At 68.9% G+C, this 26402-nt stretch carries 25 protein-coding genes; 4 read left to right on the forward strand and 21 right to left on the reverse strand.

Going from position 1 to position 26402, the window contains the following annotated elements; genetic code table 11:
- Positions 1-46 precede the first annotated feature (46 nt).
- Complete coding sequence (locus tag BAU06_RS09970; protein ID WP_066348000.1) at positions 47-931, reverse strand: NAD(P)-dependent oxidoreductase; 885 nt, start codon at positions 929-931, stop codon at positions 47-49.
- A 177-nt stretch (positions 932-1108) separates the two neighbouring features.
- Here BAU06_RS09970 and BAU06_RS09975 point away from each other — a divergent pair, with 177 nt between their 5' ends.
- Positions 1109-1822 (forward strand): metallophosphoesterase, encoded by a 714-nt coding sequence (locus BAU06_RS09975; protein ID WP_066358665.1) that lies wholly within the window; start codon positions 1109-1111, stop codon positions 1820-1822.
- A gap of 47 nt (positions 1823-1869) precedes the next feature.
- Here BAU06_RS09975 and BAU06_RS09980 read toward each other — a convergent pair whose 3' ends face one another.
- Positions 1870-4476 (reverse strand): PBP1A family penicillin-binding protein, encoded by a 2607-nt coding sequence (locus BAU06_RS09980; protein WP_082993599.1) that lies wholly within the window; start codon positions 4474-4476, stop codon positions 1870-1872.
- 126 nt (positions 4477-4602) lie between these two features.
- The gene (locus BAU06_RS09985) at positions 4603-5412 is read right to left on the reverse strand and encodes an AraC family transcriptional regulator (RefSeq protein ID WP_066358677.1); all 810 of its coding nucleotides are present in this window, start codon (positions 5410-5412) and stop codon (positions 4603-4605) included.
- Positions 5413-5643: 231 nt separating this feature from the next.
- Between BAU06_RS09985 and BAU06_RS09990 the strand changes: the two genes are divergently transcribed.
- The gene (locus tag BAU06_RS09990; protein WP_066348011.1) at positions 5644-6930 is read left to right on the forward strand and encodes an MFS transporter; all 1287 of its coding nucleotides are present in this window, start codon (positions 5644-5646) and stop codon (positions 6928-6930) included.
- A 734-nt stretch (positions 6931-7664) separates the two neighbouring features.
- Here BAU06_RS09990 and BAU06_RS09995 read toward each other — a convergent pair.
- Positions 7665-9566 carry an alpha/beta hydrolase family protein gene (locus tag BAU06_RS09995; RefSeq protein ID WP_415834925.1) on the reverse strand — a complete coding sequence of 634 codons (1902 nt, stop codon included), beginning with the start codon at positions 9564-9566 and terminating at the stop codon, positions 7665-7667.
- A gap of 221 nt (positions 9567-9787) precedes the next feature.
- Here BAU06_RS09995 and BAU06_RS10000 point away from each other — a divergent pair, with 221 nt between their 5' ends.
- The gene (locus BAU06_RS10000; RefSeq protein WP_066348029.1) at positions 9788-10228 is read left to right on the forward strand and encodes a BPTD_2524 family lipoprotein; all 441 of its coding nucleotides are present in this window, start codon (positions 9788-9790) and stop codon (positions 10226-10228) included.
- Between the two features lie 81 nt (positions 10229-10309).
- On the opposite strand, the gene BAU06_RS10005 is transcribed toward BAU06_RS10000, so the two are convergent.
- Complete coding sequence (locus BAU06_RS10005; RefSeq protein WP_066358683.1) at positions 10310-10744, reverse strand: PaaI family thioesterase; 435 nt, start codon at positions 10742-10744, stop codon at positions 10310-10312.
- 77 nt (positions 10745-10821) lie between these two features.
- Here BAU06_RS10005 and dinB point away from each other — a divergent pair, with 77 nt between their 5' ends.
- On the forward strand, positions 10822-11898 hold the full coding sequence (gene dinB, locus BAU06_RS10010; RefSeq protein ID WP_066358690.1) for a DNA polymerase IV: 1077 nt from the start codon (positions 10822-10824) through the stop codon (positions 11896-11898).
- A 44-nt stretch (positions 11899-11942) separates the two neighbouring features.
- On the opposite strand, the gene BAU06_RS10015 is transcribed toward dinB, so the two are convergent.
- The 16 genes from BAU06_RS10015 to BAU06_RS10090 all read right to left on the reverse strand — a co-directional run bounded on the left by BAU06_RS10015 (position 11943) and on the right by BAU06_RS10090 (position 26388).
- Positions 11943-12404: a GatB/YqeY domain-containing protein gene (locus BAU06_RS10015; RefSeq protein WP_066348034.1), complete on the reverse strand. Its 462-nt coding sequence runs from the start codon at positions 12402-12404 to the stop codon at positions 11943-11945.
- Between the two features lie 146 nt (positions 12405-12550).
- Entirely contained in the window at positions 12551-12991 is a 441-nt protein-coding gene (locus BAU06_RS10020) for an excinuclease (protein ID WP_066348050.1), read from the reverse strand.
- Positions 12992-13024: 33 nt separating this feature from the next.
- Positions 13025-14251: a beta-ketoacyl-ACP synthase gene (locus tag BAU06_RS10025; protein ID WP_066358694.1), complete on the reverse strand. Its 1227-nt coding sequence runs from the start codon at positions 14249-14251 to the stop codon at positions 13025-13027.
- On the reverse strand, positions 14251-15030 hold the full coding sequence (gene fabG / locus BAU06_RS10030) for a 3-oxoacyl-ACP reductase FabG (RefSeq protein WP_082993600.1): 780 nt from the start codon (positions 15028-15030) through the stop codon (positions 14251-14253). The genes BAU06_RS10025 and fabG overlap by 1 nt, the downstream gene beginning before the upstream one ends.
- On the reverse strand, positions 15027-15536 hold the full coding sequence (locus BAU06_RS10035; protein ID WP_066348052.1) for a hotdog family protein: 510 nt from the start codon (positions 15534-15536) through the stop codon (positions 15027-15029). Before BAU06_RS10035 ends, fabG begins: the two co-directional genes overlap by 4 nt.
- On the reverse strand, positions 15533-16732 hold the full coding sequence (locus tag BAU06_RS10040) for a beta-ketoacyl-ACP synthase (RefSeq protein WP_066348053.1): 1200 nt from the start codon (positions 16730-16732) through the stop codon (positions 15533-15535). Before BAU06_RS10040 ends, BAU06_RS10035 begins: the two co-directional genes overlap by 4 nt.
- Positions 16729-17289, reverse strand: coding sequence for a hypothetical protein (locus tag BAU06_RS10045; RefSeq protein ID WP_231934036.1), 561 nt, complete (start codon positions 17287-17289; stop codon positions 16729-16731). The genes BAU06_RS10040 and BAU06_RS10045 overlap by 4 nt, the downstream gene beginning before the upstream one ends.
- A gap of 86 nt (positions 17290-17375) precedes the next feature.
- Positions 17376-18635, reverse strand: a complete 1260-nt coding sequence (locus tag BAU06_RS10050) for an NAD(P)/FAD-dependent oxidoreductase (RefSeq protein ID WP_066348055.1) — start codon at positions 18633-18635, stop codon at positions 17376-17378.
- A gap of 10 nt (positions 18636-18645) precedes the next feature.
- Positions 18646-21015 (reverse strand): MMPL family transporter, encoded by a 2370-nt coding sequence (locus BAU06_RS10055; RefSeq protein ID WP_231934037.1) that lies wholly within the window; start codon positions 21013-21015, stop codon positions 18646-18648.
- Positions 20999-21619, reverse strand: a complete 621-nt coding sequence (locus BAU06_RS10060; RefSeq protein WP_231934038.1) for a LolA family protein — start codon at positions 21617-21619, stop codon at positions 20999-21001. Before BAU06_RS10060 ends, BAU06_RS10055 begins: the two co-directional genes overlap by 17 nt.
- Positions 21616-22041: an acyl-CoA thioesterase gene (locus tag BAU06_RS10065; RefSeq protein ID WP_066348075.1), complete on the reverse strand. Its 426-nt coding sequence runs from the start codon at positions 22039-22041 to the stop codon at positions 21616-21618. The genes BAU06_RS10060 and BAU06_RS10065 overlap by 4 nt, the downstream gene beginning before the upstream one ends.
- Positions 22034-22963: an LpxL/LpxP family acyltransferase gene (locus tag BAU06_RS10070; RefSeq protein WP_066348077.1), complete on the reverse strand. Its 930-nt coding sequence runs from the start codon at positions 22961-22963 to the stop codon at positions 22034-22036. Before BAU06_RS10070 ends, BAU06_RS10065 begins: the two co-directional genes overlap by 8 nt.
- On the reverse strand, positions 22960-23709 hold the full coding sequence (locus tag BAU06_RS10075; protein ID WP_066358728.1) for a glycosyltransferase family 2 protein: 750 nt from the start codon (positions 23707-23709) through the stop codon (positions 22960-22962). Before BAU06_RS10075 ends, BAU06_RS10070 begins: the two co-directional genes overlap by 4 nt.
- Positions 23706-25436, reverse strand: a complete 1731-nt coding sequence (locus tag BAU06_RS10080; protein ID WP_066348079.1) for an ApeI family dehydratase — start codon at positions 25434-25436, stop codon at positions 23706-23708. The genes BAU06_RS10075 and BAU06_RS10080 overlap by 4 nt, the downstream gene beginning before the upstream one ends.
- A gap of 11 nt (positions 25437-25447) precedes the next feature.
- Positions 25448-26119 (reverse strand): COG4648 family protein, encoded by a 672-nt coding sequence (locus BAU06_RS10085; RefSeq protein ID WP_066348083.1) that lies wholly within the window; start codon positions 26117-26119, stop codon positions 25448-25450.
- Positions 26116-26388 carry an acyl carrier protein gene (locus BAU06_RS10090; RefSeq protein ID WP_066348088.1) on the reverse strand — a complete coding sequence of 91 codons (273 nt, stop codon included), beginning with the start codon at positions 26386-26388 and terminating at the stop codon, positions 26116-26118. Before BAU06_RS10090 ends, BAU06_RS10085 begins: the two co-directional genes overlap by 4 nt.
- Positions 26389-26402: the final 14 nt, after the last annotated feature.

Consider the following 26402-nt stretch of genomic DNA (forward strand, 5'->3'; position numbering starts at 1 on the left):
GCAAGGGTGCGGACCGATCCGGGATCCAGGGTCCAGGCTTCAGGCTTCAGGGTTCAGGCTTCAGGGTCGAGGCCTCAGGCGCGGGCCGGGCCTGCTGCGCCAGGAAGGCGCTGAGCGCTTCGATTTCCGCGCGGCCGGCGCCATCGTCGCGGGCCAGCCGCTCGTACAGCCGCGCGGCGCTTTCGAAGAAGCGCTGGCCGTGCTCGTCCGGCGCCAGGAACGCCGCGATCTCTTCCATTTCCGCCACCCAGCGGTAGGCCTTGCCGAACATGTCGGGCACCGTGCGCGCGAAGTGCTTGAGCAGGTGCGGCTGGCTCTCGGCCAGCTCTTCGTACAGGGCCTGCGCGGTGCCGTTGCGCGAGGCGCCCAGCATCATGGTGGAGGCCAGCGCCACCAGGCCCTTGGTGATGCCCGCGTACGACATCTTCAGCGCGGAGGCGGCGCTCAGGTCGTCGGACAGCACCCGCACGCGCACGCCGCCGTCGCGCAGCGCCGTCACGGCGGGCGCGGCGGGCCCGGAGCAATACAACGCCGGCCCCGGCGTCCCGGGCCGCGGCGGCCCGCCTATGATGCCGCCGTCGACGAAGGCCGCGCCGCTGTCCAGGACCAGCGCGGCGATCTCGCGCGCCGTGCGCGGATTGACGGCGTTGCAATCGACATAGACGGGCGCGCGTCCATGTTCCTTGAACAGCGGCGCGAAGCGGCGTGCCAGACCGATGGCCTCGGCCGGCGGGACGATGGACAGGAAAATGTCGGCGTGCGCCAATTCGACATCGGTGCGATGGTGCATGCCGCAACGGCGCGCGCGCGCCACGCTGGCGTCGCTGCGGCCTTCCAGCGAAGTCAGGACCTGGAATCCATGGCTGTCCAGCCGGTGTCCGATGGCGCTGCCCATGGCGCCGGGCGCGACGATTGCGACGCGTGGCTTCATATCGGGTCTCCTGTAGCGGGAAAGGCGCGTGATCCGCACCAATGTACACGAGCACGCCGGTCGCCACGGGCATGGCGGGCTCGTCGGCCTTGCAACAGGCCGTTGCCGCCCGCCGCCCGCGCTAAGATGGATAACCGGATGGCACGGCGCCGTGGCATTCGCAGCTGGGAAGCCGTCATGCCTATCGATGTCTTGCGTTTTCCGCGGAATACCCAGGGCCGGGATTGGGCGGTGGGGGATATCCACGGCCACTTTTCGCGCCTGCGCGCCGCCCTGGACGCGATCCGCTTCGATCCGGAGCGCGACCGCCTGTTTTCCGTGGGCGACCTGACCGACCGCGGACCGGAGTGCCGCGAAGCGCCGCGCTGGCTGGCGCAGCCCTGGTTCCATGCCGTGCAGGGCAATCACGAGGACTATGCGGTGCGCTACGTGCGCACCGGCCTGGTCGATACCGAGAACTGGCGCGCCAACGGCGGGGGATGGTTCCTGGAAATGTCGCCGGAGGACCAGCGCACGCACGCCGAGGCCTACGCCCGCATGCCGCTGGTGATAGAGGTGGAAACGCAAGGCGGCGTGGTCGGCATCGTGCACGCCGACTGCCCGGTGCGCGACTGGGACAAGCTGGAGCGTTACCTGCGCGACCGCTACAAGCGCGCGCGAGGCATCTGCCAATGGTCGCGCGAACGGCTGGCGCGCGCCGATGAATCCGGCGTGCGAGGCGTGCGCGCCGTGGTGGTGGGGCACACGCCGCTGGAATCGCCCGCCTTGCTGGGCAATGTCTATCACATCGATACCGGCGGCTGGATGCCGGGCGGCCATTTCACCCTGCTGGACCTGGAGACGCTACGGCCCGCGCCGAGGCCGGCGATGCGCGGGATGGCGTTCAGCTAAGGGCCCGGGCGGGCAGGGCGGATAGGGCGGCCGCGCGCGCGGCGGCGTCAGGGCCGGACGGCGATCGCGGTGGCGCCCGACGCATCCGCGCGCGGCACGGGGATGGGCGGGATGGCCGGCAGATTGCCGGACGAGCCGCCCAGCGCAGGCGCCGGCCGCGGCGGGCGGCCTTCATCCGCCTGCGGCACCGGGATGGGCGGGAAGGCCGAACCGGACGGCGGATTGCCTTGCGGCGGCGTGACGGGCTGCGGGCTGGCGCCCGGCGCGGGCGCGTTCATCATGGGCACGCCCCCCGTGCCGCCACGATTCAGGAAATCGCCGAGCGGATCGTCCGTGGGCAGGTCCAGCGACGCCACCGCCTGGCCCGGCGGGAATTCCGACAGATAGTATTCGCCGTTGGCGACCAGGATGTCGGAGGGCAGGGGACGCTTGGGCGCCACGGGAACGCCCTTCAGCGCCGTCTGCATGTACTGCAGCCAGGCCGATAGCGTCAGGCCGGCGCCGAATTCATTGGAACCCAGCGACTTGGGCTGGTCGAAGCCCATCCACACGGTGGTCGTCAGGGCGGGCGTATAGCCGGAGAACCAGACATCCACCGAATCGTTCGTGGTGCCGGTCTTGCCCGCGACGTCGTCGCGCTTGAGCACCGCGTGGGCGCGCGCGGCCGTGCCGTAGGTAGCCACGCCGCGCAGCATGTCGTCCATGATCCAGGCCACGCGCGGATCCACGACCCGGTTGGCCTCGTCGCCGGCGCGCTGCGGCTGGGCCTGCATCAGCACCTTGCCGTTGCTGTCGGTGACCTTGTCGATGAGAAAAGGCGTGACGCGATAACCGCCATTGGCCCACACCGAATACGCGTTCGCCACCTGCAGCGGCGTGGCCGAGCCGGCGCCCAGCGCAATGGGCAGCACGGCCGGCCACCGGTTCTTCTCGAAACCGAAACGCGTCAGGAAGTCCTGCCCGAACGCGGGCGTGATGGCCTGCAGGATGCGGATCGACACCATGTTCTTGGACTTGTACAGCGCCTGCCGCAGGGTCAGCATGGGCTCGTAGGCGTTGCCGTCGTTCTTGGGATTCCAGGCCTTGGATCCCGTTTGCTCGGCGGTCAGCGAGAACGGCATGTCGGAAATCTGCGTGGCCGGCGTCAAGCCCCGTTCCAGCCCGGCGGCATAGATGAAGGGCTTGATATTGGAGCCGGGCTGGCGCCAGGCCTGCACGGCCCGATTGAAGTTGCCGCGATAGAAGTCGAACCCGCCTATCATCGCGCGGATAGCGCCGTCTTCCGGCGTTTCGGAAACCAGCGCCCCTTGCAGCGTGGGCATGTTGAGCACTTCCCAGCTGTCGCCGTTCTTGTGCACGTAGACCACCGAGCCGCGGCGCAGGCGTTCGTCGTCCTTGGCCTTGGGATTGAGCGCCCGGGCGACCACGGACAGCGCTTTTTTATCGTCGATGGTGATGATGTCGTGCGAGCCGCGCGCCACGGTGATGGCGTTGGGGCTGGCTGCCAGCACCACGCCCAGGTACATGTCGCCGCTGTCGGGGTATTTGTCCTGCAGGCCGTCGATCAGGTCATCCAGCGCCTGGGGGTCTTTCTCGATATCGTCGGGCAGGTCGATCTGGTCTTCCGGGCCGGGGTAGCGCGCGCGGCGCGTGTAGTCCAGGATGCTGGCGCGCACCGCCTGGTAGGCGGCCTCCTGGTCCTTGGAATTGATCGTGGTGTAGACGTTCAGGCCGCGCGTATACGTGGTGTCGCCGAACATGCCGTACATCAGCTGCCGCGCCAGTTCCGCCGGATACTCGCCATGGACGCGGAAGGTGTTGCCGCCGCTGTCGGCCATGCCGCGTATGGTCAGCGGTTGCGCCAGGGCCGCCTGGTATTGCTCTTCGTTCAGGTAGTTCAGCACACGCATGCGGCCCAGCACGTAGTGCTGGCGGATCTGCGCGCGCTGCAGATTCGTGATGGGGTTGTAGCGGGAAGGCGCCTTGGGGATGCCGGCCAGGATGGCCGCTTCCGCCGGCGTGACGTCCGCCAGGGGCTTGCCGAAATACGTGCGCGCGGCGGCCGCGAAACCGTAGGCCCGGTGACCCAGATAGATCTGGTTCATATAGAGCTCCAGGATTTGGTCCTTGGTCAGCGCGGATTCGATCTTGAAGGTGAGCAGCAGTTCGTACAGCTTGCGCGTGTAGGTCTTCTCGGACGACAGATAGAAGTTGCGCGCCACCTGCATGGTGATCGTGCTGGCGCCCTGCGACTTCGACATGCTGAGCGCATTGGTCAGCATCGCCCGGAATACCCCCGTCCAATCCACGCCGCCGTGCTGGTAGAAGCGGTCGTCCTCGGCCGCCAGCACCGCGTGCTTCATCACGTCCGGGATCTCGTCGAAACGCAGCACGTTGCGGTGCTCTTCGCCGAATTCGCCGATCAGGACATTGTCCGACGTATACACGCGCAGGGGAATGCGCGGACGGTAGTCCGTCATGGCGTGCAGATCCGGCAGGCTGGGCCAGGCAAGCGCGATGGCCAGGCACAGGGCGATCAGCCCGCACGCGCCCAGGCCGCCGGCGATGATGGCGGCCTTGATGGCGAGTCGGGACAGGCTGAAGCCGGATTTGTCGCGGGGCTGTGGCTGCTTGGATTGCGGGTGATTGGTCATTCGCAGGCGAATCTGGGGCAGAGCTGCATAGACCCGGCCTCGTGGATGAAGGTTTCAACAACACGCATTATCGCAGGCCGGCGCGTCGGCGATGTATACGGGGGACGGATCGGCCCCTGACTGACATCAATCTGAACCGGGCTGGTTCAGATAGGCGTTCGGGGCCGCCCCCATCGCCCGGCGGAACATCGCCGCGAAGGCGCTGGGACTGCGATAGCCCAGTTCGGCCGCGATGCGCGCCACCGGCTGTCCCAAGGACAGCCGCCCGACCGCCTCGGCCAGGCGGACCTGCTGCACCCACTGCCGGTAGTTCAGCCCCAGCTCCGCCTGGAACAGCCGGATCAGCGTACGGCCGCTGGCGCCCACCTGTGCGCCCCAGTCGTCCACCGTCCGCTCCAGCCCCGGCTGGGCCAGGATGGCGCGGCACACCGACTGCAGGCGCCTGTCGCTGGGCCACGGTATGTGGATGGGCAAGACCTTGGCCTGGGCCAGCTCGGACAGCGTCAGGGCGGCGATCTGCCCCGCGCGGCCGTTCAGCGGATATTCGATGGGCAGGTCCATCAGCGCCAGGATCAACTCGCGCAACAGCCCGTTCACCTCGATCACGCAGCACTCCCGCCACAGCGCCCGGGCGGCGTCGGCGGCGACATACAGCGTGCGCATGGACACGGGGCCGACCATCTCCACCTGGTGCTCGATGCCGGCCGGCACCCAGAACGCGCGCAGGGAGGGCAGGGCCCACATGCCCTGCGCCGTCGTCACCCGCATCACGCCTTCCACCGCGTACAGCAGCTGCCCCCGGGGATGGCTGTGCGGCCCCGTCGTCGCTCCCTCCGTGAATTCCTTCGCCATCGCCGTCACGGCGCGCGGCACGCCCTGGTAATCGTCGGCGTCGATACTGCGCGAGGGATAAGCGGCGGGGGGACGGGCAGGCATGGGGCTGGGCTGGAAGAAGAAAAGCGACAAATCGGCGGACCGGGCATGCAAGGGCAAGGACCGCGTGCACGGAGGATCGCCCCGGGCGGCGCAAGGCCAGCCGCGCGGGGCCATCCCACGGATCGCCAGTGTCACTTATTCGACGAAGATTGTCACTCCAGCGTGTGCATGACTAATTACACTTCCGCTTATTCCACGGGATTTCCTTTTTCGTCTACTTCTTTACAGGCCATGAACGCTCCCTTGCCGAACACCGCCCCGGCGACCGCTTCGGCGGCCGCCCCGGCCGCATCCGCCGCCACGCCCTCCGGGACCGCCGCCAACGCGGCCGGGTCCAATTCCACCGCCTTCAAGGTGCTGGGCGCCATCAGCGTGGCGCACTTGATGAACGACATGATCCAGTCGATCCTGTTGGCCATCTATCCCATGCTCAAGGATTCGTTCGCGCTGAGCTTCAGCCAGATCGGCTTCATTACCCTGACCTACCAGATCGCCGCCTCGCTGCTGCAACCCTGCGTGGGCCTCTACACCGACAAGCGCCCGCTGCCGTATTCCCTGCCGGTCGGCATGGGCTTCACCCTGGTCGGCCTGCTGCTCCTGTCCATGGCGCCCTCGTATCCCTTCATCCTGCTCGCCGCCATCCTGGTCGGGACGGGCTCGTCCGTGTTCCATCCCGAGTCCTCCCGTGTCGCCCGCATGGCCTCCGGCGGCCGGCACGGCCTGGCGCAGTCCCTCTTCCAGGTCGGCGGCAACGTCGGCTCCGCGCTGGGCCCGCTGCTGGCGGCGCTCGTCATCATCCCGCACGGGCAGGGCAGCGTCGCCTGGTTCTCCCTGGCGGCCCTGTTCGGCATGCTGGTCCTTATCGGCGTGGGCCGCTGGTACGCCGGCAACCGCTGGCGCCTGAAGCCCAAGGCCCGCGCCGCCGGCGGCCCGCCCCCCCTGAGCCGCAAGCGCGTCGCCGCCACCCTGGGCGTACTGGCGGTGCTGATTTTCTCCAAGTACTTCTACCTGGCCAGCCTGAACAGCTATTTCACGTTCTACCTGATGGACAAGTTCGACCTGCCCGTCCGTTCCGCGCAGCTCTACCTGTTCATCTTCCTGGCCGCCGTCGCGGTCGGCACGGTGGTGGGCGGCCCCGTCGGAGACCGCGTCGGCCGCAAAGCCGTCATCTGGGCTTCCATCCTGGGCGTCACCCCCTTCACGCTGATCCTGCCCTATGCCAACCTGTTCTGGACCGCCATCCTGGTCGCCATCATCGGCCTGGTCCTGGCATCGGCCTTCGCCGCCATCGTGGTCTACGCCCAGGAACTGGTCCCCGGCAAGGTCGGCACCATCGCCGGCCTGTTCTTCGGCTTCGCCTTCGGCATGGGCGGCGTCGGCGCCGCCGTCCTGGGCCACATCGCCGACCTGACCAGCATCGCCTACGTCTACAAGCTGTGCTCCTTCCTGCCCTTCCTGGGCATGATGGCCATCTTCCTGCCCGACATGGAAAGCCGCAATCGCACCGCCAAGGCCTGAGCCACCCACCACATAAAAACAAAACGCCCGGGCGACCCACCAGCCGTCCCGGGCACCACAACATCACACCGCGCCGCCCACAAACAAAGCCCAGGCCACATCAGATAACGCAGGCCAAGTCAGATAGCGCAGGCCAAGTCAGATAGCGCAGGCCAAGTCAGATAGCGCAGGACCGCATCCGACAAAACACACAACGCAGACACCCCCAATCTCCAAAGGCCGCACGCCGCACCGCACAGCGTAGGCGCTTCATGGCCGCGCAGGGCGGCCATGAAGCGACGGGCCCCGCAAGACCTTCCAATGCGGCGCACACTCCCCAAGCGAAGCAATAGCACCCCACCCGCCCCAGCAATCGTCACGTATAGACAGCGCAGTCCGCCGGGGTAGTGGCCAGCCGGGAGCGGCGCGTTGAAGCCGCGCGAGGGAATCCGAACGAAGGACGGCCGGGCAAAACCGCCGCAAGAACTGCGCTGTCTGTTCGGCCGCCGTAGGAGGATGACGAAGCGGGAGTCCAGGGCGAAGGCCCTGGACCGGCTGATCGCGCCGCTCCCGGCTGGCCACTACCCCGGCGGACGGTCAACGCCCACAGTGCGATCAGAGTCCGAAAACGACGCAGCCCTGCATACGCACCGCGCTGCATCCCCCTGGACAAGCACCCCATGCCCCCACGCCGTACAAGGCCGCGACAACAACAACCCGACGCGCAACAGCCCGATCAGACCCACCTTCCAGATTCAAGGCTTGAGATGCTCGGAGAAAAACCTCTCCATCGCCTCATAAAACTCGAACTTGTTCTCGTCGTTATGAAACCCGTGGCCCTCGTTGTCCTTGACCATGTACTCGACCTCTACCCCGCGCGCCCGCAAGGCCTCCACCACCTGGTCGCTTTCCGCCTTGTTCACCCGCGGATCCTTCGCCCCCTGCGCGATCAATAGCGGCGTCTTGATCCGGTCCACGTGCAAGGCCGGCGACGTCGCCGCCAGCCGTTCCTTGTCCTTCTCCGGATGTCCCACCATGTCGTACATCTTCTCCAGCAGCGGCTTCCAATAAGGCGGAATCGTATTCATGAAGGTGAACAGATTGGACACCCCCACATAATCCACCGCCGCCGCATAAAGATCCGGCGTAAACGTAATCCCCGCGAGCGTCGCATACCCACCGTAGCTTCCGCCGTAAATCCCGATCCGCTTCGGATCCGCGATCCCCTGCGCGATCAGCCACTGCACGCCGTCCGTGATGTCGTCCTGCATGGCCAGGCCCCATTGGCCGAAACTGGCCTCCCAGAACTTGCGCCCATACCCCGTCGACCCGCGGAAATTGATCTGCAGCACCCCGAAGCCACGATTCGCCAGGAATTGCGCTTCCGCGTTATAGCCCCAGCTATCGCGCGCCCACGGCCCGCCATGCGGGTTCACGATAATCGGCAGATTGCGCGGCTCCCGCCCCAGCGGCAGCGTCAGATACCCATGCAGCGTCAACCCGTCGCGGCTCTGGAAAGAGATCGCTTGCACCGGCGCCATATCCTGTTCCGGCAGCGCCGGATTGATATCCGCCAGCTTCACCAGCGTATCGCTCTTGACGTCGTACAAATAGCGCGACCCCGGCGTGCGATCGTTGTACGCCGCCACGATGAACTTGTCCTCGTCACGCGTCTGGCCCTGCAGCGCGAACTCGTAGCCCTGCAGGCGATCGGCAAGCTTGCGGTAAATGCCCTCGATCTGCATATCGAAGAACTTGCGCTGCGGCTTGTCGGTTTCGTAGGTGGCGACCGTCAGCACCTTGCGGCGGCGCGAATAACCCACCCCGCCCAGATCGGCCCGGCGCGGGTCGAACAGCATTTCCTCGGCGTCGGGTTGCGACGGATCGATGCGGACCAGCGCCAGCGTATCGCGACCGCGGTTGCTCAGCGCGTACAGCTGCTTATCGTCGAAAGTGAACAGGATGGGACTGACGTGCGTCCGGTAGTCCGTGGTGATCAGCGGACGGAAGGGCTGCTCTTCGTCGTCGCGGTACAGCAGCGTCGTATTCAGCCCGTCGCTGGTGATGGCCGCGCGCACCTTGCCGGCATGGTCCGTCTGCCAGCCCACCACATTGCCCGGATTTTCCGCCACCCGCACCGAATCGCCGGTGCGCACGTTGACGCGGTACACATCGAACACCTGCGGATCCCGCTGGTTGTGGCCCACGAGGATGTGGTCGGGGTCGTCTTCCAGATCGTCCTCGATGCCGGCGCGCACCTGGTCGTAGGGCGTCAGGTCCAGCACCTTGCCGCTATGCACATTCACGGCGACCACGTGGTAGTTCTCGTCGCCGCCGAAATCCTTGGCGTACAGGATCGTGTCCGAGCCCTTCCAGACATAGCTGCTGATATCCCGGGCGCTTTCATTGGTGATCTTGCGCGGCTCGCCCACCGGCGTGGCGCCCTGCAGCGACTGCACATAGATATTCATGCGGGGCGGCTGGCCGTCCACGCTGACGGGCCGCATGAAGGCGATCATGTTGCCATCATCCGAAAGACGGAAGAAACCGCGCTCGGGATTGCGGAAAAAGTCCTTCAGCGGGTATTGGCGCGGCGTGGCGGCCGGCGCGCCCGGCGCCGCGCCGATCAGGGTCGCCGCCAACAGGGTACGCGTCATGAGCTTGAACAATGCGGTCTCCTTTTGAGTCACCGTTTCGATGCGGTCGCGCGGTGTGCGCGCGGTGCTTTCGATAATGCCACGCGGTGCGGGCCATGTCGAACCGGTGCCCGGGGCACCGCGCATGAGCGGCGCAAGGCCCGCCGCGGCGGGGCGATGGCGGGGAGTCGCCCCTGACCGGCCGGATGGGGGATAATTGCGCCTCCCTGATCGGAGGATCTATGTACAGGATATTCGCCGCGGCCGCCGCGCTGGCTTTCGGCCTGGCAGGCTGCACGTTCGGTATCGCGCCGGGCCGCGACTCGCCGTCCGGCGACTACAAAATCGCGGTCAACTACCAGTCGGCCTACAACGTGGCCCGGGCGCAGGCCGAGCAATGCCTGACCGGCAAGTCGGCCTACCGCGTCGTGGGCAACCTGGATGCGGCCAGCCGCACGGGACAGGTGAAGGTGCTGGCGCCCTTCACGGACAACAATATCGCGCTGGTCGATCTCAAGGCCATCGACGACGGCAATACCGATGTGCACATCGAAATGTGGGGCGAAGGCATCTGGAACGCCGACGCCGTCATCGCCATGCGCGACGCCATCCAGTTCCAGATTCCGGCCTGCGTGTCGTACATGCCCACGGATTCCAGCGTGAAGACCAAGCGGTCGCGCTAGGACGCCGGTATGCGCCGGGACCGGCCGCCCGCCGGACGCGCGCCGGCAGCGTGCCGCCGCGCCGGGACGCCCGCCGCGCCGCTATTGCGCGGCGCCGGCGGCGGGCTTGGGCCGGACGATGCGGAAAGTGCCGGATGCCTTGCACACCACCTCGCCGTCGGCGTTGCGGATTTCGCCCTCGCAGAACGCGATGGAGCGGCCGCGTTTCAGGCAGCGGGCCTCGATGACCAGGTCGCCGTTGGCGGGGGAAAAGAAACTGGTCGTCATATCTATGGTGGCCATGCTGATGCCGGGGTCCAGGTCCGCGCGGGCGGAGGCGCTCAGCGTGAAGTCCAGCACGCTCATCAGCGTCCCGCCATGCACGTCGCCCCGGCTATTGGTAAGCTGCACGCGCCAGGGCAGGCGCGTGCGCGCCAAGCCGGGTTCGATATGGTCCGGGACCAGGCCCAGGTATTCCATCAGGGGGATGTGGGCGCCGAAGTAATCCGTCGTGAGTGCCGGGGTATCGTGGTGCATCGTGTCCATAAGCGGTAGGGTTGCGGCGCAAGCCCCTTTTCGTTCATCCGGCGGCGGTTGCCGCGTTGTTCATCATCATGCGCAAAATCGTACACATCGACATGGACGCCTTTTACGCGTCCGTCGAGCAGCGCGACGATCCCAGCCTGCGTGGCCTGCCCGTGGTGGTGGCCTGGAAGGGACCGCGCTCCGTCGTGTGCGCGGCATCGTACGAGGCGCGCCGCTACGGGGTGCATTCGGCGATGTCGGTGGCGCGGGCCTTGCGGCTGTGCCCCGACGCGATCTACGTGGCGCCGGATTTTACGCGTTATCGGGAAGTATCCCGGCAGGTGCGGCAGATCTTTGTCCGCCACACGGACATCGTCGAGCCCCTGTCGCTGGACGAAGCCTACCTGGACGTCACCGCCAACAAAATGGCGCTGCCCTCGGCCACCCAGGTGGCGCAGACCATACGCGAGCAAATCCGCGAGGAAACCGGGCTGACGGCCTCGGCCGGCGTGGCCCCCAATAAATTCCTGGCCAAGATCGCCTCGGACTGGAACAAGCCCGACGGCATGTTCGTGGTGCGGCCGCGCGACGTCATGGCTTTCCTGCGCCCGCTGCCGGTGCGCAAGGTGCCGGGCGTGGGCAAGGTGACGCAGGCGCGCCTGGAAGAACTGGGCATCCTGACGGTGGGCGACCTGGAACTGCGGCCGGTGGAGGAACTGGAGCGGCACTTCGGCCGCTACGGACGCCGCCTGCATGAACTGGCGCACGGCATCGACGACCGCGCCGTGGAGGCCGACCAGGTGGCGCAGCAGGTCAGTGCCGAAACAACGTTCGAAACCGACTTGCGGCTGGACGAGCTGGGCGAGGCCATCGGCCGCCTGGCCGAACGGGTCTGGGAGCAGGCTACCCGCAAGCGCGGCATCGGCCGCACGATCACCCTGAAGCTGAAGACGGACCGCTTCCGCCTGTTGACCCGTAGCCATACTCTGGTGGCCGCGCCGGCGTCGGCGCAAGCCCTGGCCGAGATGGCGCGCCAGCTCCGCACCCGCGTCGACCTGCCATCGACGACCCGTTATCGGCTGGTGGGGGTGGGGATGAGCAACTTCCCGGACGGCGAGGACATCGCGCGCCAGGTGGAGCTGTTCGGCGCCGACGTACCGTACTGAACGCGATACGCCGCGCCGAAGCCGGACTCATGGCGCCTGGGGGGCTATTGCAGCCGGCTTTTGACCTGCTGCGAGACCGCCGACATGTCGGCCTTGCCGGCCAGGGCGGGTTTCAGGATGGCCATGATCTTGCCCATGGCGGCCGGGCCGGTCACGCCCTGCTTGTTCACTTCCTCGATGGCGGCGGCGATGGCGGCATCGATTTCCGCCGGCGAGGCGGCCTGCGGCAGGAATTCCTGCAGCACCGCGAGTTCCGCCTTTTCCTGTTCGGCGGTTTCGGTGCGGCCGGCCTGTTCGAAGGCGGCGATGGACTCGCGCCGCTGCTTGACCTGCTTCTCGATAATGGCGGTGATTTCGGCGTCGCTGAGTTCGCGGCGCTCGTCCACTTCTTTCTGCTTGACCGCCGCCGACAGGAAGCGCAGCGTGGTCAGGCGCGCCATGGCCTTGGCGCGCATGGCGTCCTTGACGGCCGCCGCCAGGGTGTCTTTGAGCGAGGGATTGCTCATGGGGAACCTCGTGCTTGACTGTAAATGCAAAGGGATGGCGCTAGTGTAAACGCCATCCCCACGGTAAACGCCGTGCCGCCCCGCGCGGCGCGGGCCTTCCGGCGGGGCGCGGCCGGCGCCGCGTTGCCGGATGCCGGTTGCAGCGATTACTTCACCGTGGCAAGGTCGCCCTTCAGCGCCACGCCGGCGATGACGGCGCCGGCATGGCACTCATACTTGGCGGGATCGCGGGTTTCGTTCTTCTTGTAGTAGCTGACGATGTTGATCACCGCGTTGGCGCCGGCCTTCTTGGCGGCTTCCTGCAGCGAAATCAGCGCGGATTGCGCGGCCCAGTCGCAGGCCTTTTCGTCGCTCTTGCCGAAGGCGTTGGTCTTGCGGTTGGTGACGACATTGGCCTCCAGCACCTTGCCGGAGGGACCGGTGCCGGCCAGGTAGAACTTCACGCTGCCATCCAGTTTGCCTGCGTCGGTGGCGTTCTTGACGGCTTCCTGGAAGGATTGCATAACGGTGCGGTCGGCGGCGTGCGCGGCGGGGGCGCAGGCGGCCGCCAGGACCAGGAAGGCCAGGGATTTCAGGCTGCGGGACATCGGCAAAGCTCCTTTGCGGTTGAGGGAAAAAGGTCAGCGCCAGCGGCGGAAGATCAATGAGGTATTGATGCCGCCGAAGGCGAAATTGTTATTCATGACGTATTCGTTGACCAAAGTCCGCCCTTCGTCGCGCAGGTAGTCCAGCTGGCCGCAACGCGGGTCGACGTCTTGCAGGTTGAGCGTGGGGGCGTACCAGTCGCTGTTCAGCATTTCGATGCTGAACCAGGATTCCAGCGCGCCGCAGGCGCCCAGCGTGTGTCCCAGATAGCTCTTTTGCGAGCTGATGGCCATGTCCTGGCCGAAAACCGCTTCGGTGGCCCGGGTCTCGGCAATATCGCCTTGTTCCGTGGCCGTGCCATGCCCGTTGACGTAGCCGATCGCCGACGCCGGCAGGCCGGCGTCGCGCAGGGCCATCTCCATGGCGACCTGCATGGTGGCGGCCTCCGGGCGCGTGATATGGGTGCCGTCGGAATTGCAGCCGAAACCGACCACCTCCGCGTGGATGCGGGCGCCGCGCGCCAGGGCGTGATCCAGGTCTTCCAGCACCAGCATGCCGGCTCCTTCGCCCACCACCAGTCCGTCGCGCGCGCTGTCGTAGGGACGGGGCGAGCGCTCCGGCGCGTGGTTCTGCTGGCTGGTGGCGTACAGGGCGTCGAAGACCAGCGCTTCGCTGGGGCAGAGTTCCTCGGCGCCGCCCGCCAGCATGAGCGTCTGGCGGCCGTAGCGGATGGCCTCGTAGGCATAGCCGATGCCCTGGCTGCCGGACGTGCACGCGCTGGAGGTCGGGATGATGCGGCCCTTCAGGCCGAAGAAGATACCGATATTCGCCGCCGTGGTATGCGGCATCATGCGCACGTAGGAATTCGCGCTGAGATCGTCGGTGACCCCGTTCAGCAGCATATTGCCGAATGCCTTGATTTCCGCCGTGCTGCCGGTGGACGAGCCGCAGGCCACGCCCATGCGGCCGTCGGCGATGGCGGGATCGCCCAGCAGGCCGGCATCTTCCAGCGCCATTTCGGCGCTGCGCACGGACAATTGCGATACCCGGCCCATGCTGCGCAACTGCTTGCGCGTCCAGTGCTGGGGCGGCGCGAAATCGTGCACGGGCCCGGCCAGGCGCGTGCCCATTTCGGCGTAGCGTTCCCATTCGGGCATGTACTGGATGGCATTGCGTCCGGCCTCGAAGGCGGCGCGCACGGTGGCCCAGTCCTGGCCCAGCGCGCAGATGCCGGCCATGCCGGTGACGACGACCCGTTTCATCAGCACAGCCCCCCATTCACGCCCAGCACCTGGCGGGTGATGTACGCGGCCGCCGGCGACAGCAGGAACGCCACCGCGGCGGCGACCTCGTCGGGCGTGCCCATGCGGGCGGCTGGCACGGCCTTGAGGATTTCCTCCACGGGCACGTTGTCGCCGATCATGTCGGTGTCGATCAGGCCCGGCGCCACGCAGTTGACGGTAATGCGCCGCTTGGCCAGTTCCACCGCCAGCGCCTTGGAGGCGCCGATCAGGCCCGCCTTGGAGGCGCTGTAGTTGACTTGGCCACGGTTGCCGACGATGCCCGACACGGAGGTCAGGCAGACGATGCGGCCGGGCGCGCGGCGGCGGATCATGGGCATGACCACGGGATGCAGGACGTTGTAGAAGCCGTCCAGGTTGGTGCGCAGCACGTCGTCCCAATCGCTGCCGCCCAAGGCCGGAAAGGCGCCATCGCGGGTCAGGCCGGCATTCAGGACCACGCCGTAATAGGCGCCGTGCGCGTCCATGTCGGCGTTCAGGACTTGAGCGGCCGCGGCGCGGTCGCGCACGTCGAACTGCAGGACGCGCGCGGGCGCGCCCAGTTCCCGCACGGCGTCGGCGACGGCGTCGGCTTCCTCGCGGCGGGCGCGGCAGTGGATGACGGGGGCATAGCCGGCGCGCGCCAGCGCCAGGACGATGGCGCGGCCGATGCCGCGGCTGGACCCGGTGACGAGGACCGGAAGAGGGGTCCCGGCGTCGGGTCCCGCGCGGGTGGCTTCTGTATGGACGGGTTCGGTCATGGGACGGAAGAAGGCGGTTCGGATAAGGGTGCGGCGCCGGCATCGTCCGGCTCGGGTTCGCGCGTGAACGTACTGGCGTCGGCGGGGCGGTAGACGTTCAGCCGCGCCAGGGCGAGCAGCGCGTCGCCGGACCGCAGTTCGCATTCGAAGACGCCCATGCCGGCGGCATCCTGCAGCGATTGCGCGGCGCGCACGGACAGCCGCGTGCCGGGCGCGAAGCGCTCGACGTGGCATTCGTAGCGGCGTGTGCCCAGGAGGAAACCCAGGCCGACCTCGCGGCCCTGGTCTTTTGCCTGGCAGCCGGCCCACGCGCCCACCGCCTGGGCCATGATTTCCAGGCCCATCCAGGGCGGCAGGCTGCCATCCGGGCTGCTGTACAGGCCGCCCGGCCGGACCGTTGCCGTGGCCGTGAGGGTTTCGGCGTCCCAGCCGTCCACCCCATCGATCAGGATGGCGTCGCCGGAGTGGGGCAGCAGCTGCGCCACGGGCCAGGGGCAGGGCTTCATGGCCGCTCTCCCAGGATCAGGCTGGCATTGCTGCCGCCGAACGCAAAGGAGTTGCTCATGACCACGCGCCGCGCGCCGGCGGGCAGGCTTCGGCCGGGCCCGTTCAGGTCCAGGCCGGGCAGGGCGGGGTCGGCCGCGCCGTCCCAGCGATGCGGCGGCAGCCGCCCGGCCAGGCAGGCATCGTCGATCACCGCCCAGCACAGCGCGGCCTCGATGGCCCCGGCCGCGGCCAGCGTGTGGCCGGTCAGGGGCTTGGTGGAGGCGCAGGGCACGCCGGCCGGAAAGACGGCATGCACGGCGTGGCTTTCCATCGCGTCGTTGTGGTGCGTGGCGGTGCCGTGCAGGTTCAGCCAGCCGATGTCCGCGGCGGACAGGCCGGCATCGGCCAGGGCGGCGCGCATGGCCTGCGCCGCGCCGGCGCCGGTGGGGTCGGGGGCCGACATATGCCAGGCGTCGGTGCTGGCCCCGGCGCCGAGCAGGGCCACCGCGGGGCCTTCGGGACGTTCGCGCTGCATCAGGAACAGGGCCGCGCCTTCGCCGATGTTGATGCCGTCGCGCCGCGCGGAAAAGGGATTGCACAGTCCGCCGGACAAGGCTTCCAGCGCGGCGAAGCCGTTGATCGTCAAGGGGCATAGCGTATCGACGCCGCCGCAGATGACGGCATCGCAGGCGCCGCGGGCGAGCAGGCGCCTGGCGGTCATCAGGGCGCGGGCGCCCGACGTGCACGCGGTGGACAAGGTATAGGCCGGCCCCGCCACGCCCAGCCAGTCGGCCAGGAAGGCCGCCGGCGAGGCCAGGGCCTGGCGGCGATAGTCGTATTCAGGCGGCCAGGCGCCCTGCCGGTCCAGGACGCGATAGGCCTGGGCGTTTTCGTTCACGCCGGAGGTACTGGTGCCCAGGACGATGCCGACGCGCAGCTTGCCGTAGCGGGCTATGGCCTCGCGCAGCGCGGTTTCGATCTGCGCCGCGGCATCGCGCAGCAGGCGGTTGTTGCGGCTGTCGTAGTGGGAAGGCAGGCCGGGCGGCATGGGCGGCACGTCGTCCGGGGCGACCCCCAGTACGATGCTGCGGTCCTTGATCCAGCCGTCGCGCGCCTGCATGCCGCCGGTATCGGCGCGCAGCGCCGCGCCGGCCACGGCGCCGATCCCGCGGCCCAGGGCGCAGACGATGCCCGGCGTGCCGAGCCAGGCCGTCATGGGGCCTCCTTCAGCGGTTCGACGCGCCAGGTGGTGCCGCCCCCGGTGGTGATGGTGAAGGTGTCCGCCGGGGCGCCGGCTTGCCAGACCACCCGCCAGCGCGGATTGCAATCGTCGTTCATGACGCGCTCGCGGCCGCCGCCGGCCGTGGCGCCCTGGTGCCAATCCTGGCCGGCGTAGGCCGACGGCAGCGAGGCCGCCGGTGTCCAGGCGAACAGGATGGCCGAGAACATATCGCTGGCCTGGCCGTTCGGCCGCATGAAGCCGTCGTTGCGCCATTTCCCGTCCTGCAGGATTTGCCTGGCCATGGGCATTCCCAGCGGATCGAACATCGACCAGCGCGTCGCGCCGGCGCCCTCGGCCTGCACGACCAGCAGGGCATCCTGGCGCGGCTGGTCTGGCGATTGCAGTGCGACGTGCACGCGGCGGGGCAGCCCCAGGTCGGCTGGCGCCACCGGGGTGGGCGGCACGCTGGCGCAGCCGGCCAGCAAGACGGCGGCCAGCAGGGGCAGCGTGGCAATCAGGCGGCGGCGCGGGGTCGAGGCAAAAGACATCATCGGTGAAGCAGGGCAGGTACGGATAAAAGGGCTGGGGTAACGGTGCGGGTTTCCAAAAACCGCCGGCGGGTTCCGGGCAGGTGGCGTCAGGCGGTGGCCGCCGGCACGGGCATGGCGCAGATCTCGGCCAGCATGCGCAGGCGGCGGGCATGCTCGGCGACGAAGGGATTCTTCGTATCCCAGGCATAGCCCGCCAGGATGGACGAGATCATGCGGCGGATCTCCGGTTGCGCGCGTTCATAGAACACGACATCGCGGAAAGCGCCGGTGTACCAGCCTTCCACATAGGTGCGGAAGGTCTCGACGCCCACCATCAGCGGATCGGCGAACTCGCGTTGCCAGTCCACGGCCTGTCCGTCCAACTGGCGGTGCAGCGCGTCGGCGGCAAGCTTGGAGGAATGCAGGGCGATGGTGACGCCGGAGGAAAACACCGGGTCCAGGAATTCCGCCGCGTTGCCCAGCAAGGCGTAGCCGGGCCCGTGCAGCGAGGTCACGCTGGCGGAATAGCCGCCTATGGTGTTGGCGGGCGTGTCCCACACCGCATTGGCCAGCAGGCGCTTCAGGTTGGGCGTGCCGTCCACCAGTTCGCGCAGGCGCGCCATGGGGTCGGCGGCGGCGCCGATCAGGTCCTCGCCGCCCACCACGCCCAGCGAGCAGCGGCCGCCGGAGAAGGGAATGGTCCAGAACCACACGCTGGGTTGTTCCGGGTGCACGCTGATCAGGATCTTGCCGCGGTCGAAAGAGGCGTCCTGGATGCGGTCCTCGATGTGCGTGAACAAGGCCTTGCGGGGCGGCAGGCCGCTGGGGCGCTCCAGGTCCAGCAGCCGCGCCAGTACCCTGCCGTAGCCGCTGGCGTCCAGGACGAAACGCGCGGCGATCTTTTGTACGGGGGCGTCCGGCATTCCGGCGGCGCGTACCGCCAGCACCGGCCGGTCGCTGGAGAAATCCGCCGCCACGACTTCCTGTTCGTAGCGGACCTCCGCGCCCTGGCGCGCGGCTTCGTCGGCCAGGATCTGGTCGAAACGCGAGCGCAGCACCTGGAAGGTCGTGCCCGGTCCGGGCGAGAACTTGTCGCGGAAATCGAAGGCCGTGTAGCGGTCGCCCCACGCGAAGGCCGCGCCGTTCTTCTCTTGGAACCCGGCCGCCCGCACCGCGGGCAGCATGCCGGCTTCGTCGATGAACTCGATGCAATGCGCCAGCAGGCTTTCGCCGATGGAAAAGCGCGGGAAACGCTGCCGTTCCAGTATCAGGACTTCGTGGCCCCGGCGGTGCAGCAGGCCCGCGGCCACCGCGCCGGCGGGTCCGGCGCCGATGATGACGACTTCGCGGCTTTCCAAGGTCTTCATGTTCTTCGTGTTATCTGGGAGAGGGACGGGGCATGGCGCCGTCGGCGGCCGGGCGGACCCAGGGCGCCCATAGCACGCAGAACGCGACGCCTATGCCGACGGACATGCCGAAGTTGGAAATGGCCGGTGTGCTGCTGAAGGCCAGCAGGCCGAAGGAAAGCACGGTGGTGGCGGCCGCCAGCAGGATGCCCACGAAGCTGGCCGCCGCGCCGGCCACGCGCTCGTACATGACGATGGCGTAGTCCAGGCCGATGGCCGAGACCAGCAGCAAGCCGAACAGGCTGAACAGCGTCAGCGGCTGCCCCAGCAGGCCCAGCGCGGACAGGGTGCATGCCGTGGCGGCCAGCGGGACGGCCAGCAGGCGCCAGGTAGCCGAGCGCCCCAGCGTCAGCCACAGCAGCACGCCGGCGACCAGGTAGGAGAGCGCCTTCAGTTCGGCCGCGCGCAGGCGCGTCTGCGCGAAGGCGTCGTTCAACTGGCCGCTGCGGTCCACGAAGGACACGCCTTCCAGGCCCTGCGTGGCGGCGGCCGCGGCGGCGGTGTCATGGAGTCCCTGCAGCACGACCATGGCGGCGATCTGTCCGTGGTCGCGGCCCAGCCAGAGCATGCGGCGCGTCTGCCCCAGCGGGCCCTTCAGCACGTCCTCGACCGTGACCGGCTCCTGCCGGGCCAGGGCGTCGACCTGCTGCAGCACGGCCTGGGCGGGGATGCCCACCGCCTCGAACGAGGGCGTCAGGCGGGCGCGCCAGTTGGCGTCGCGCAGGGCCTCGAGCAGGGCGCGCTGCGCGCCTTCCGGCGCCACCAGCTGGTTCAGCGACAGATAGCCGTCCAGCGCCTTGGACTTGACCAGATCGTCCAGCCGGCGGTCCAGCGCGTTCTGCCGCTCCCACAGCGCATTGGCGTCCGCCGCCCGCACCAGGTAGTACTGGCTGGTGGGCTGGATGCCGGTGATGCGGCCCACTTCCTGGGCCTGCTGCAGGAGGGACGGCGGCAGCGACAGCCATTGGCGCAGATCGTCCTGGACGCGCAGGTGCAGGACGCCGCCCAGGCAGACCAGCAGGAGGCCCGCCGCCAGCCAGGGCAGCGTCATGCGCCGGCCGCTCCAGCGCGCCAGGCGGCCCAGCAGGGCGTGCGCCAGATGCAGCAGCGGCGTGAAAGGCCGCGGCTGCCAGCCGCGCAGCCAGTTCGGCAGTTCGCAGACCGTGCAGGCGTAGGCGCCCAGCAGGCCGGCGGCGGAAAAGACCGCCGTCTGCGTCAAGGCCGGAAAGGGCGTGAAGACCAGGGCCAGGTAGCCCACCAGCGTGACGGCCAGGCTGATGGTCAGTCCCGGCAGCACGCGGTGCAGCGCGGGCCAGGCCTGCCAGTCCGGCATGCCGTAGCGCTTGGCCAGCAGGTGCATGGGGAAGTCGATGGCGATGCCGATCAGGCTGGCGCCGATCACCAGCGTCAGCACGTGGATGGTGCCGAACAGGGCCACGCAGGCGACGGCGCCGCAAAGCAGCCCCACGGCCACGGGCACGAAGGCCAGCAGCGAACGCCAGCCCCGCATCGCCAGCAGCAGCAGCGCGATGATGCCCAGTACCGACATGGCGCTGATCCAGCTGCTTTCGCCGGCGGCGCGGGCACGGCCTTCGGCGGCGTACAGCGGCCCGCCCGTCACCAGCACCTGGCCGCCGTCCTTGGCCACGGCCGCGCGCGTTTCGTCCACCACCCTGGCCACCTGGCCGGGGGAGGCGCCGTCGAAGGCATCGCCACTGGTTTGGGCCCGCACCAGCACCCAGTCCTTGCCGCGATCATGGGCCATCAAGGTGCCGCTGACCGGATCCAGCTGTACCGCACCCGGCACGCGCAGGGCCCGTTCGGCGGCATGCGCCACGCCCAGCAGATCGTCGTTGGCCGGCACCAGCCCGGTGGCGGCGAACGGGTTGGCCAGTTCGCGCACGCGCCGCGCGGCATAGGCGGCGGGATCGTCGATCAGCGTGGCCCGCTCGCGCGGCGGCAGCAGGGCCAGGGGCTGCGACAGCAACTGCTTGCGTACGGCTTCGATATCGACGTCGACGTCCACCTGCACGTCGGCGAAGAGCCCGCTGTGGCGCCACACGTGGCCCATGCCGCGCGCCAGTTCGGCGGCGCGTTCGCGATCGCCGGCGCTGACCAGGGCGACGACCTGCCGCTGCAGCGGTTCCTGGATGCGCGCGTCGGCATGCTGGCGCAGCGCGTCGCCCTGGGCGGCGGGCACCAGGTCCAGCAGGCTGGCGGATACGGGCCAGCCGTGCCGGCATTGCCACAGGCCCAGGCAGACAACCAGGGCCAGCGCGATACGAAAGAGAAGGGTCAGGCGCCGTTCCCGCGCCAGGCGTCGGTCAGGGGTTGAAATCACGGCGCTCATCGTCGTTCAGCCTGGTGTCCGCCCGCGCGTTTTTCATTTCCATGACGGTCTTGTCGCCCTGGGTTTCGCGCAGCTCGATGCGCTGGACCAGCTTGCCGCCGGAAATCCGTATGTCGGTGAAGATCTGCTTGAGCAGCGGCGACTTCGGCGTCATGACCAATTGCCAGTCGGCGGCCGACCCGCTCAGGGCGATGTCGAAGTTGTCCTGCAGCGACTGCGTATCGCCGCTGAGCACCGTCAGGAACATGCGGGTCTCGCGGCCGGCGCCCGCGGCCTGGGGCAGCGCCTGCCACTTGCCGCCATCGTCGCGGCGGAAGATGGCGGTAGGCGTCAGCAACAGGTCCTGGTGCAGCGGGGCGCGCAGCTCCCATAGCAGGCCGTCCTGGGACGACAGGGTGAACAGCCCGGTGCTGGTCAGCGGCTGCGGCAGCGAACGCAGGTATTTCTGCTGCACGAACTGGCCGCGCACGATGGGGGCCTCGCGCAGCTGCGCCTGCAGATCGTTCACATTGAAAGCCCAGGCGGGCGCGGCGCAGGCCGCCAGCAAGGCGGCGGCCGCCAGGCGGTATCGGGGGGACTGCCGGCGTGCCATCATGCGAGCACCCTGCGCACGGCATCCAGCAGCGGCGCCGGCGACGCCAGCTGCATTTCGCGGGTATCGATGCGTACCGCCACCTGCACGGAGCTGGCACGCGTCAGGCGCGTGCCGCTGGCGGCGTCGGTAATCAGGTAATGGATTTTCAAGCGATTCTCCCACTCCACCAGTTCGGCGCGCACGGTCAGGCGCTGGCCGAAAACGGCGGGGTTCATATAACGCAATTGCAGATCGATGACCGGCCAGGCATAGCCGGAGGCCAGCATGGCGTCGTACCCGTAGCCCATGGCGTCCAGCAGGGCGCAGCGGGCGAGCTCCAGGTATTTGACGTAGTGGCCATGCCAGACCACGTTCATCGTATCCACATCGAAGAAGGGCACCGTCACGGCCGTTTCCACGGCGTACACACCGCGCTTACGCATGACGGCTCCAGAATGGGTAGAAATTGAACCACTGCTGCGGGGCGTCGCGGCATTCGCGCGCCAGGCGGTCGGCGTAGCGCTGCGCCCAGTGGCCCACGGCCTCTGTGCGCCGGCCGCGCGGCAGCTCGATGCGATCGGCCAGGCGTTCCAGCGTGACGCGGTAGCGTCCGCCGATCCTGGTGCAGAACAGCAGGTTCACCGGGCATTTGAGCAAGGCGCCCAGCAGCCACGGGCCTTGCGGAAACGCGGCGGGCGCGCCCAGGAAATCCGCCTGCACGATGCGGCTGCCGCGCACGGGCACGCGATCGCCGGCAATGGCCAGCCATTCGCCGCGCTCGATGCGTTCGTTCAGCTGCAGCATGATGGCGGGATCCAGTTCGGTGACCTGGATCAGCCGCAGGCGGCTGGCGCCCGCCTGCGCCAGCAAGCGGTTGAAGGACTCGGCGTGCCGCGTGTGTACCAGCACGTTCAGCGTCAATTGGCCGCCCCGCTCGACCAGGGCGCGGCAGACCTCCAGGTTGCCCAGATGCGAGCCCACCAGGATCTGCCCGCGGCCGGCGCGCATCTGCGCATGCAGGCCGTCGGGGTCGTGGATGTCGACGTCGCGCAGGGTCAGGCGCCCCTGCCACACATCGAGCTTGTCCAGGATGGCGTCCGCGAAGGCGCGGAACTGGCCGTACACCGCGCCGCGGCGGGGCAGGGCCGCGGCGGCGCCGGCCTGGCGCAGGCGCTGCTGGTATTCGGCGATGCTGCGGCGCGCGCGCGGACTGAAGCAATAGAAATAGAACACGACCGCCCCGACCACCGGCCGGATGGCGCGCCGGCCGAACGCGCGCGCGGCCCACGCCGTCAGGCGCATCAGGAAGGGCGCGCCGCGTTCGCGTTGGGCGGCCCAGTGGCGGGCGTGCGGGGGAGGAGTCATGCCTTGCGTCGTTTGAATTTGCGGGCCAGCAGGCCCGGCGCACGTGGCAGCATGCCAAAAAACAGGCGGGCGTGCATGGCGCTGATGCGCACATTGTCGCGCAGCCCCTGGAAGTGCGAGATTCCGCCGGCGGGATAGATGACGCGGGTCGGACGCCACACCATGGGCACGCCGCGCCAGTGCAGCAGCACCAGCACCGCGATGTCGAAGTCCATGCGAGCCCCCGGATCGCGGCGTTCCAGCAGCGCCAGCGTCGCGGCCAGCGGATACACGCGGAAGCCGCACATCGCGTCCGGAATCGCGGTGGACAAAGTGTTGATCCAGACCCACAGCCGGGTCAGCCAGCGTCCGTACAGCCGGCTGCGCGGTGCGTCGGCGCCGTAGGCGGGCGCGCCGCCCACCAGGGCCAGTGGATGCTCGCGCGACGCGCGTGCCATCGCGGGAATATCGTCCAGGGCGTGCTGGCCGTCGGCATCGACCTGCAAGGCATGCGTATAGCCCAGGCTGGCGGCGTGGCGCAGGCCATCCTGCACGGCGCGCCCCTTGCCGCCGTTGCGCGCGCGCCGCAGCAGCTGGGCCTTGCCCGCCGCTGCCAGTTCGTCCAGCCGCGCCGCGCAGGGCGGGGCCGATCCGTCGTCCACCAGCACGCAGGGAATGCCGTGGGCGCGCACGCGGTCCACCACGGCGCCTACCGTGTCGCCATGGTTGTAGACGGGGATGACGGCGCACAGCCGGTGCGCGGTCATGGCGCGCGTCCCGGCATGGCGGCCGGCTGCATGGCGGCGGTCAGGATCCGGCCCGACGAACATGGCTGGCCCGCCGACTTGAATTCGAAGTAGAGCTTGGCGCGCCGCGGATGCCAGGTCAGGGTGAGATCCAGCGGATCGCCCGGCCGCGCCAGGCGCTGGAATTTAAGGGCTTCCATGCCGTGGAATCCCAGGTCCGCGTCCAGATGGCGGCGCGCCAGGTCCATGGCCCATTCGATCTGGGCCACCCCCGGCACCACGGGCGTGTCGGCGAAGTGGCCGCTGAAATGCACCAGGTCCAGCGGTACTTCCATGGACAGCCGCAATTCGCGCACGCCGTCGGCGGCCGCGGTGGCGGACTGCATGGACGCCACCGGTGCGCGCGGCCGCGCCGCGGCGGCGGCAAAGCTGTCCTGCGGAAGCTTGCCTTGCGCGTTCCAGGGCAGCTCGCGCATCAGGCGCCAATGGCGCGGCACGCCCAGCGGTTCCACCGCCGCGGCCATGTGCGCCCGCAAGGCTTCGATCACCGCCTTGCGGCCGCGGTTGCGCAAGGCATGGATGCCGCCGGGCGTCAGCGCCACCAGCGCGGTCAGGCGCGGCGTGCCGGCCACGCCCAGGCGGGCCTCGCGGACATGGGGATGCCGCATCAGGCATTCTTCCAGCGCGGGCAGGGCGATGCGCTTTTCCTCTAGCTTGACGATGCGGTCCAGCCGGCCTTGCAGGCGGAATCCCGCGCCGTCCATCGTGGCGGCGTCCGCCGTCAGGTAGCGGTCGCCGCCGTCCACCCAGCCGGAACGCACCCACAGCGCGCCGTCCTCGATGCCCGCGGTCACGCCGGGCAGGGGCTGCCAGGCGTCGCCGCCGCGGCGCCAGGCCACCGCGCCGGTTTCCGAGCTGCCGTAGATTTCGGTGGGGCGGCGGCCCAGGCGCGCGGCCAGCATGTCGGAGACTTCCGCCGGCAGCGGCCCGCCGGCCGAAAATATCTGTTCGATGCCACGGGCCAGCGCCGGCCAGTCCAGCTGGGTGCCCAGGCGCTTGAGCAATGCCGGGCTGGCGATCCACACGCAGGGGCCGTGCGCCAGGCTGGCCTGCTGCAGGGCTTCCGGAAAAGCCAGTTGCCCGCGGCCGATGGCGCGGCCCGCGGCCAGCGGCCACAGGACCCGGAAAGGCAGTCCGTACATATGCTGCGCGCTGACGCTGCCCAATACGCAGGCGGGCCTGTCCGACCATGCCCATACCTGCTCGAATGCGGCGATCTCGGCGATCAGCTGCGCCCATTGCTTGCGTATCTGCTTGGGCTGGCCGCTGGATCCCGATGTACACAGGACGATGCCGCCGTCGCGCGGATCCAGGACGCAGGGCGACAGGGCCGCCGCCTGGCCGTCCAGCGTATCCAGCGCATGGCGGCGGGCGGCGGGAACCGGCAAGGCGGGCTGGTCGGTCAGCCACAGCCCGACCCTGGGGTCGATGGCCTGGCATGAGGCCGGCCGCGCATCGCCGGGCAGGACGGCCACCACGCCCGCGCGCCAGCAGGCGAACAGGGCCACGGCGAGCAGCGCGGCATCCTCGAACCACAGGCCGGCCTCGCGCACGCCGCGCGCGTGCAGCGCGCCCGCGACCGACAGCGCCCGGCGCGCGAATTCCTCGTGGGGCAGGCCGGCCTCGTGCGCGTAGTTCGCGTCGCGTTGCCCGCCCGCCAGCAACTGGGCAAGGTCCATCCAGGCCATGGGACGCCCTTTCAACCGCCGTCGCGCGCCATGGCGCGCGGGGCCACCCCAGGCCTGGCCGGGCCGGGCGTCCCGGCGCCGTGCGTCGCCACACCGCGCGTCGCGGCGGCCGGATCGCCACGCTTGCCCTGGGCCGGCCGCACCAGCCACTCGCCCGCCATCAGGAGCCCGATCAGGACATAGCTGATGGCGCCGTTGTACAAGGTCCACCACCGCCACGGCGCCCACAGGGACAGCGCCGCCGCGGTCAGGCCGTTGAAGGCGAAAAACCCCGCCCATACCTGCGTCACTTTGCGGGTATAGGCCACGGCGCGCGGCGGCAGGTCGGGATGGCGCAGGCGCGCGAAACGCTCCACCACGGGCATGCCGCGCCACAGGCTGGCGGCGAAAACAGCGAACATGGCGCCGTTGACCAGCACCGGGTAGGCGCGCAGCCAGCGGGGGTCGTCGACATAGGCGGTCGCGGCGCAGAACGCGGTGACGATGGCCGGCAGCAGCCAGCCCCCCGCCGTACCCTTGCGAGCCGCTCCGGCCGTCGCGTCGAACAAAGCGCGCGCCAGCCACAATCCGGCCAGCGGCAACAGGATCCACCGCGCGCTGCCGTTCTGCAGGCTGGCATGCGCCGCGAAGGGATAGGCCACGCCGGCCAGGAGCAGGGCAATCGCAAGGACGGCCCGCGTCATGCGGCCGATTCCCGCTGCTGCAATTGCTTTTGTTGTTCCCACACGGCGTCGACCACGTCCTGCACGGTGCGCACGGCACGGAAGTTCTCCGCCGCCAGCTTGTAGCCGGTCTCGCGCTTGATGTGGTCCAGCAGGTCTATGGCGTCGATACTGTCGATTTCCAGGTCGGTGTACAGATGCGCGGAGGGCACGACGCGTTCCGCCGGGATTTCGAATAATTCCACCAGGGCTTCGCGCAAGACGCTGAAGATGTCTTCCCGGGTTTGCATAACACTAGCTCCAG

Origin of the sequence: Bordetella bronchialis, assembly GCF_001676705.1 — a bacterium.
Classification (GTDB): Bacteria; Pseudomonadota; Gammaproteobacteria; order Burkholderiales; family Burkholderiaceae_B; genus Bordetella_C; species Bordetella_C bronchialis.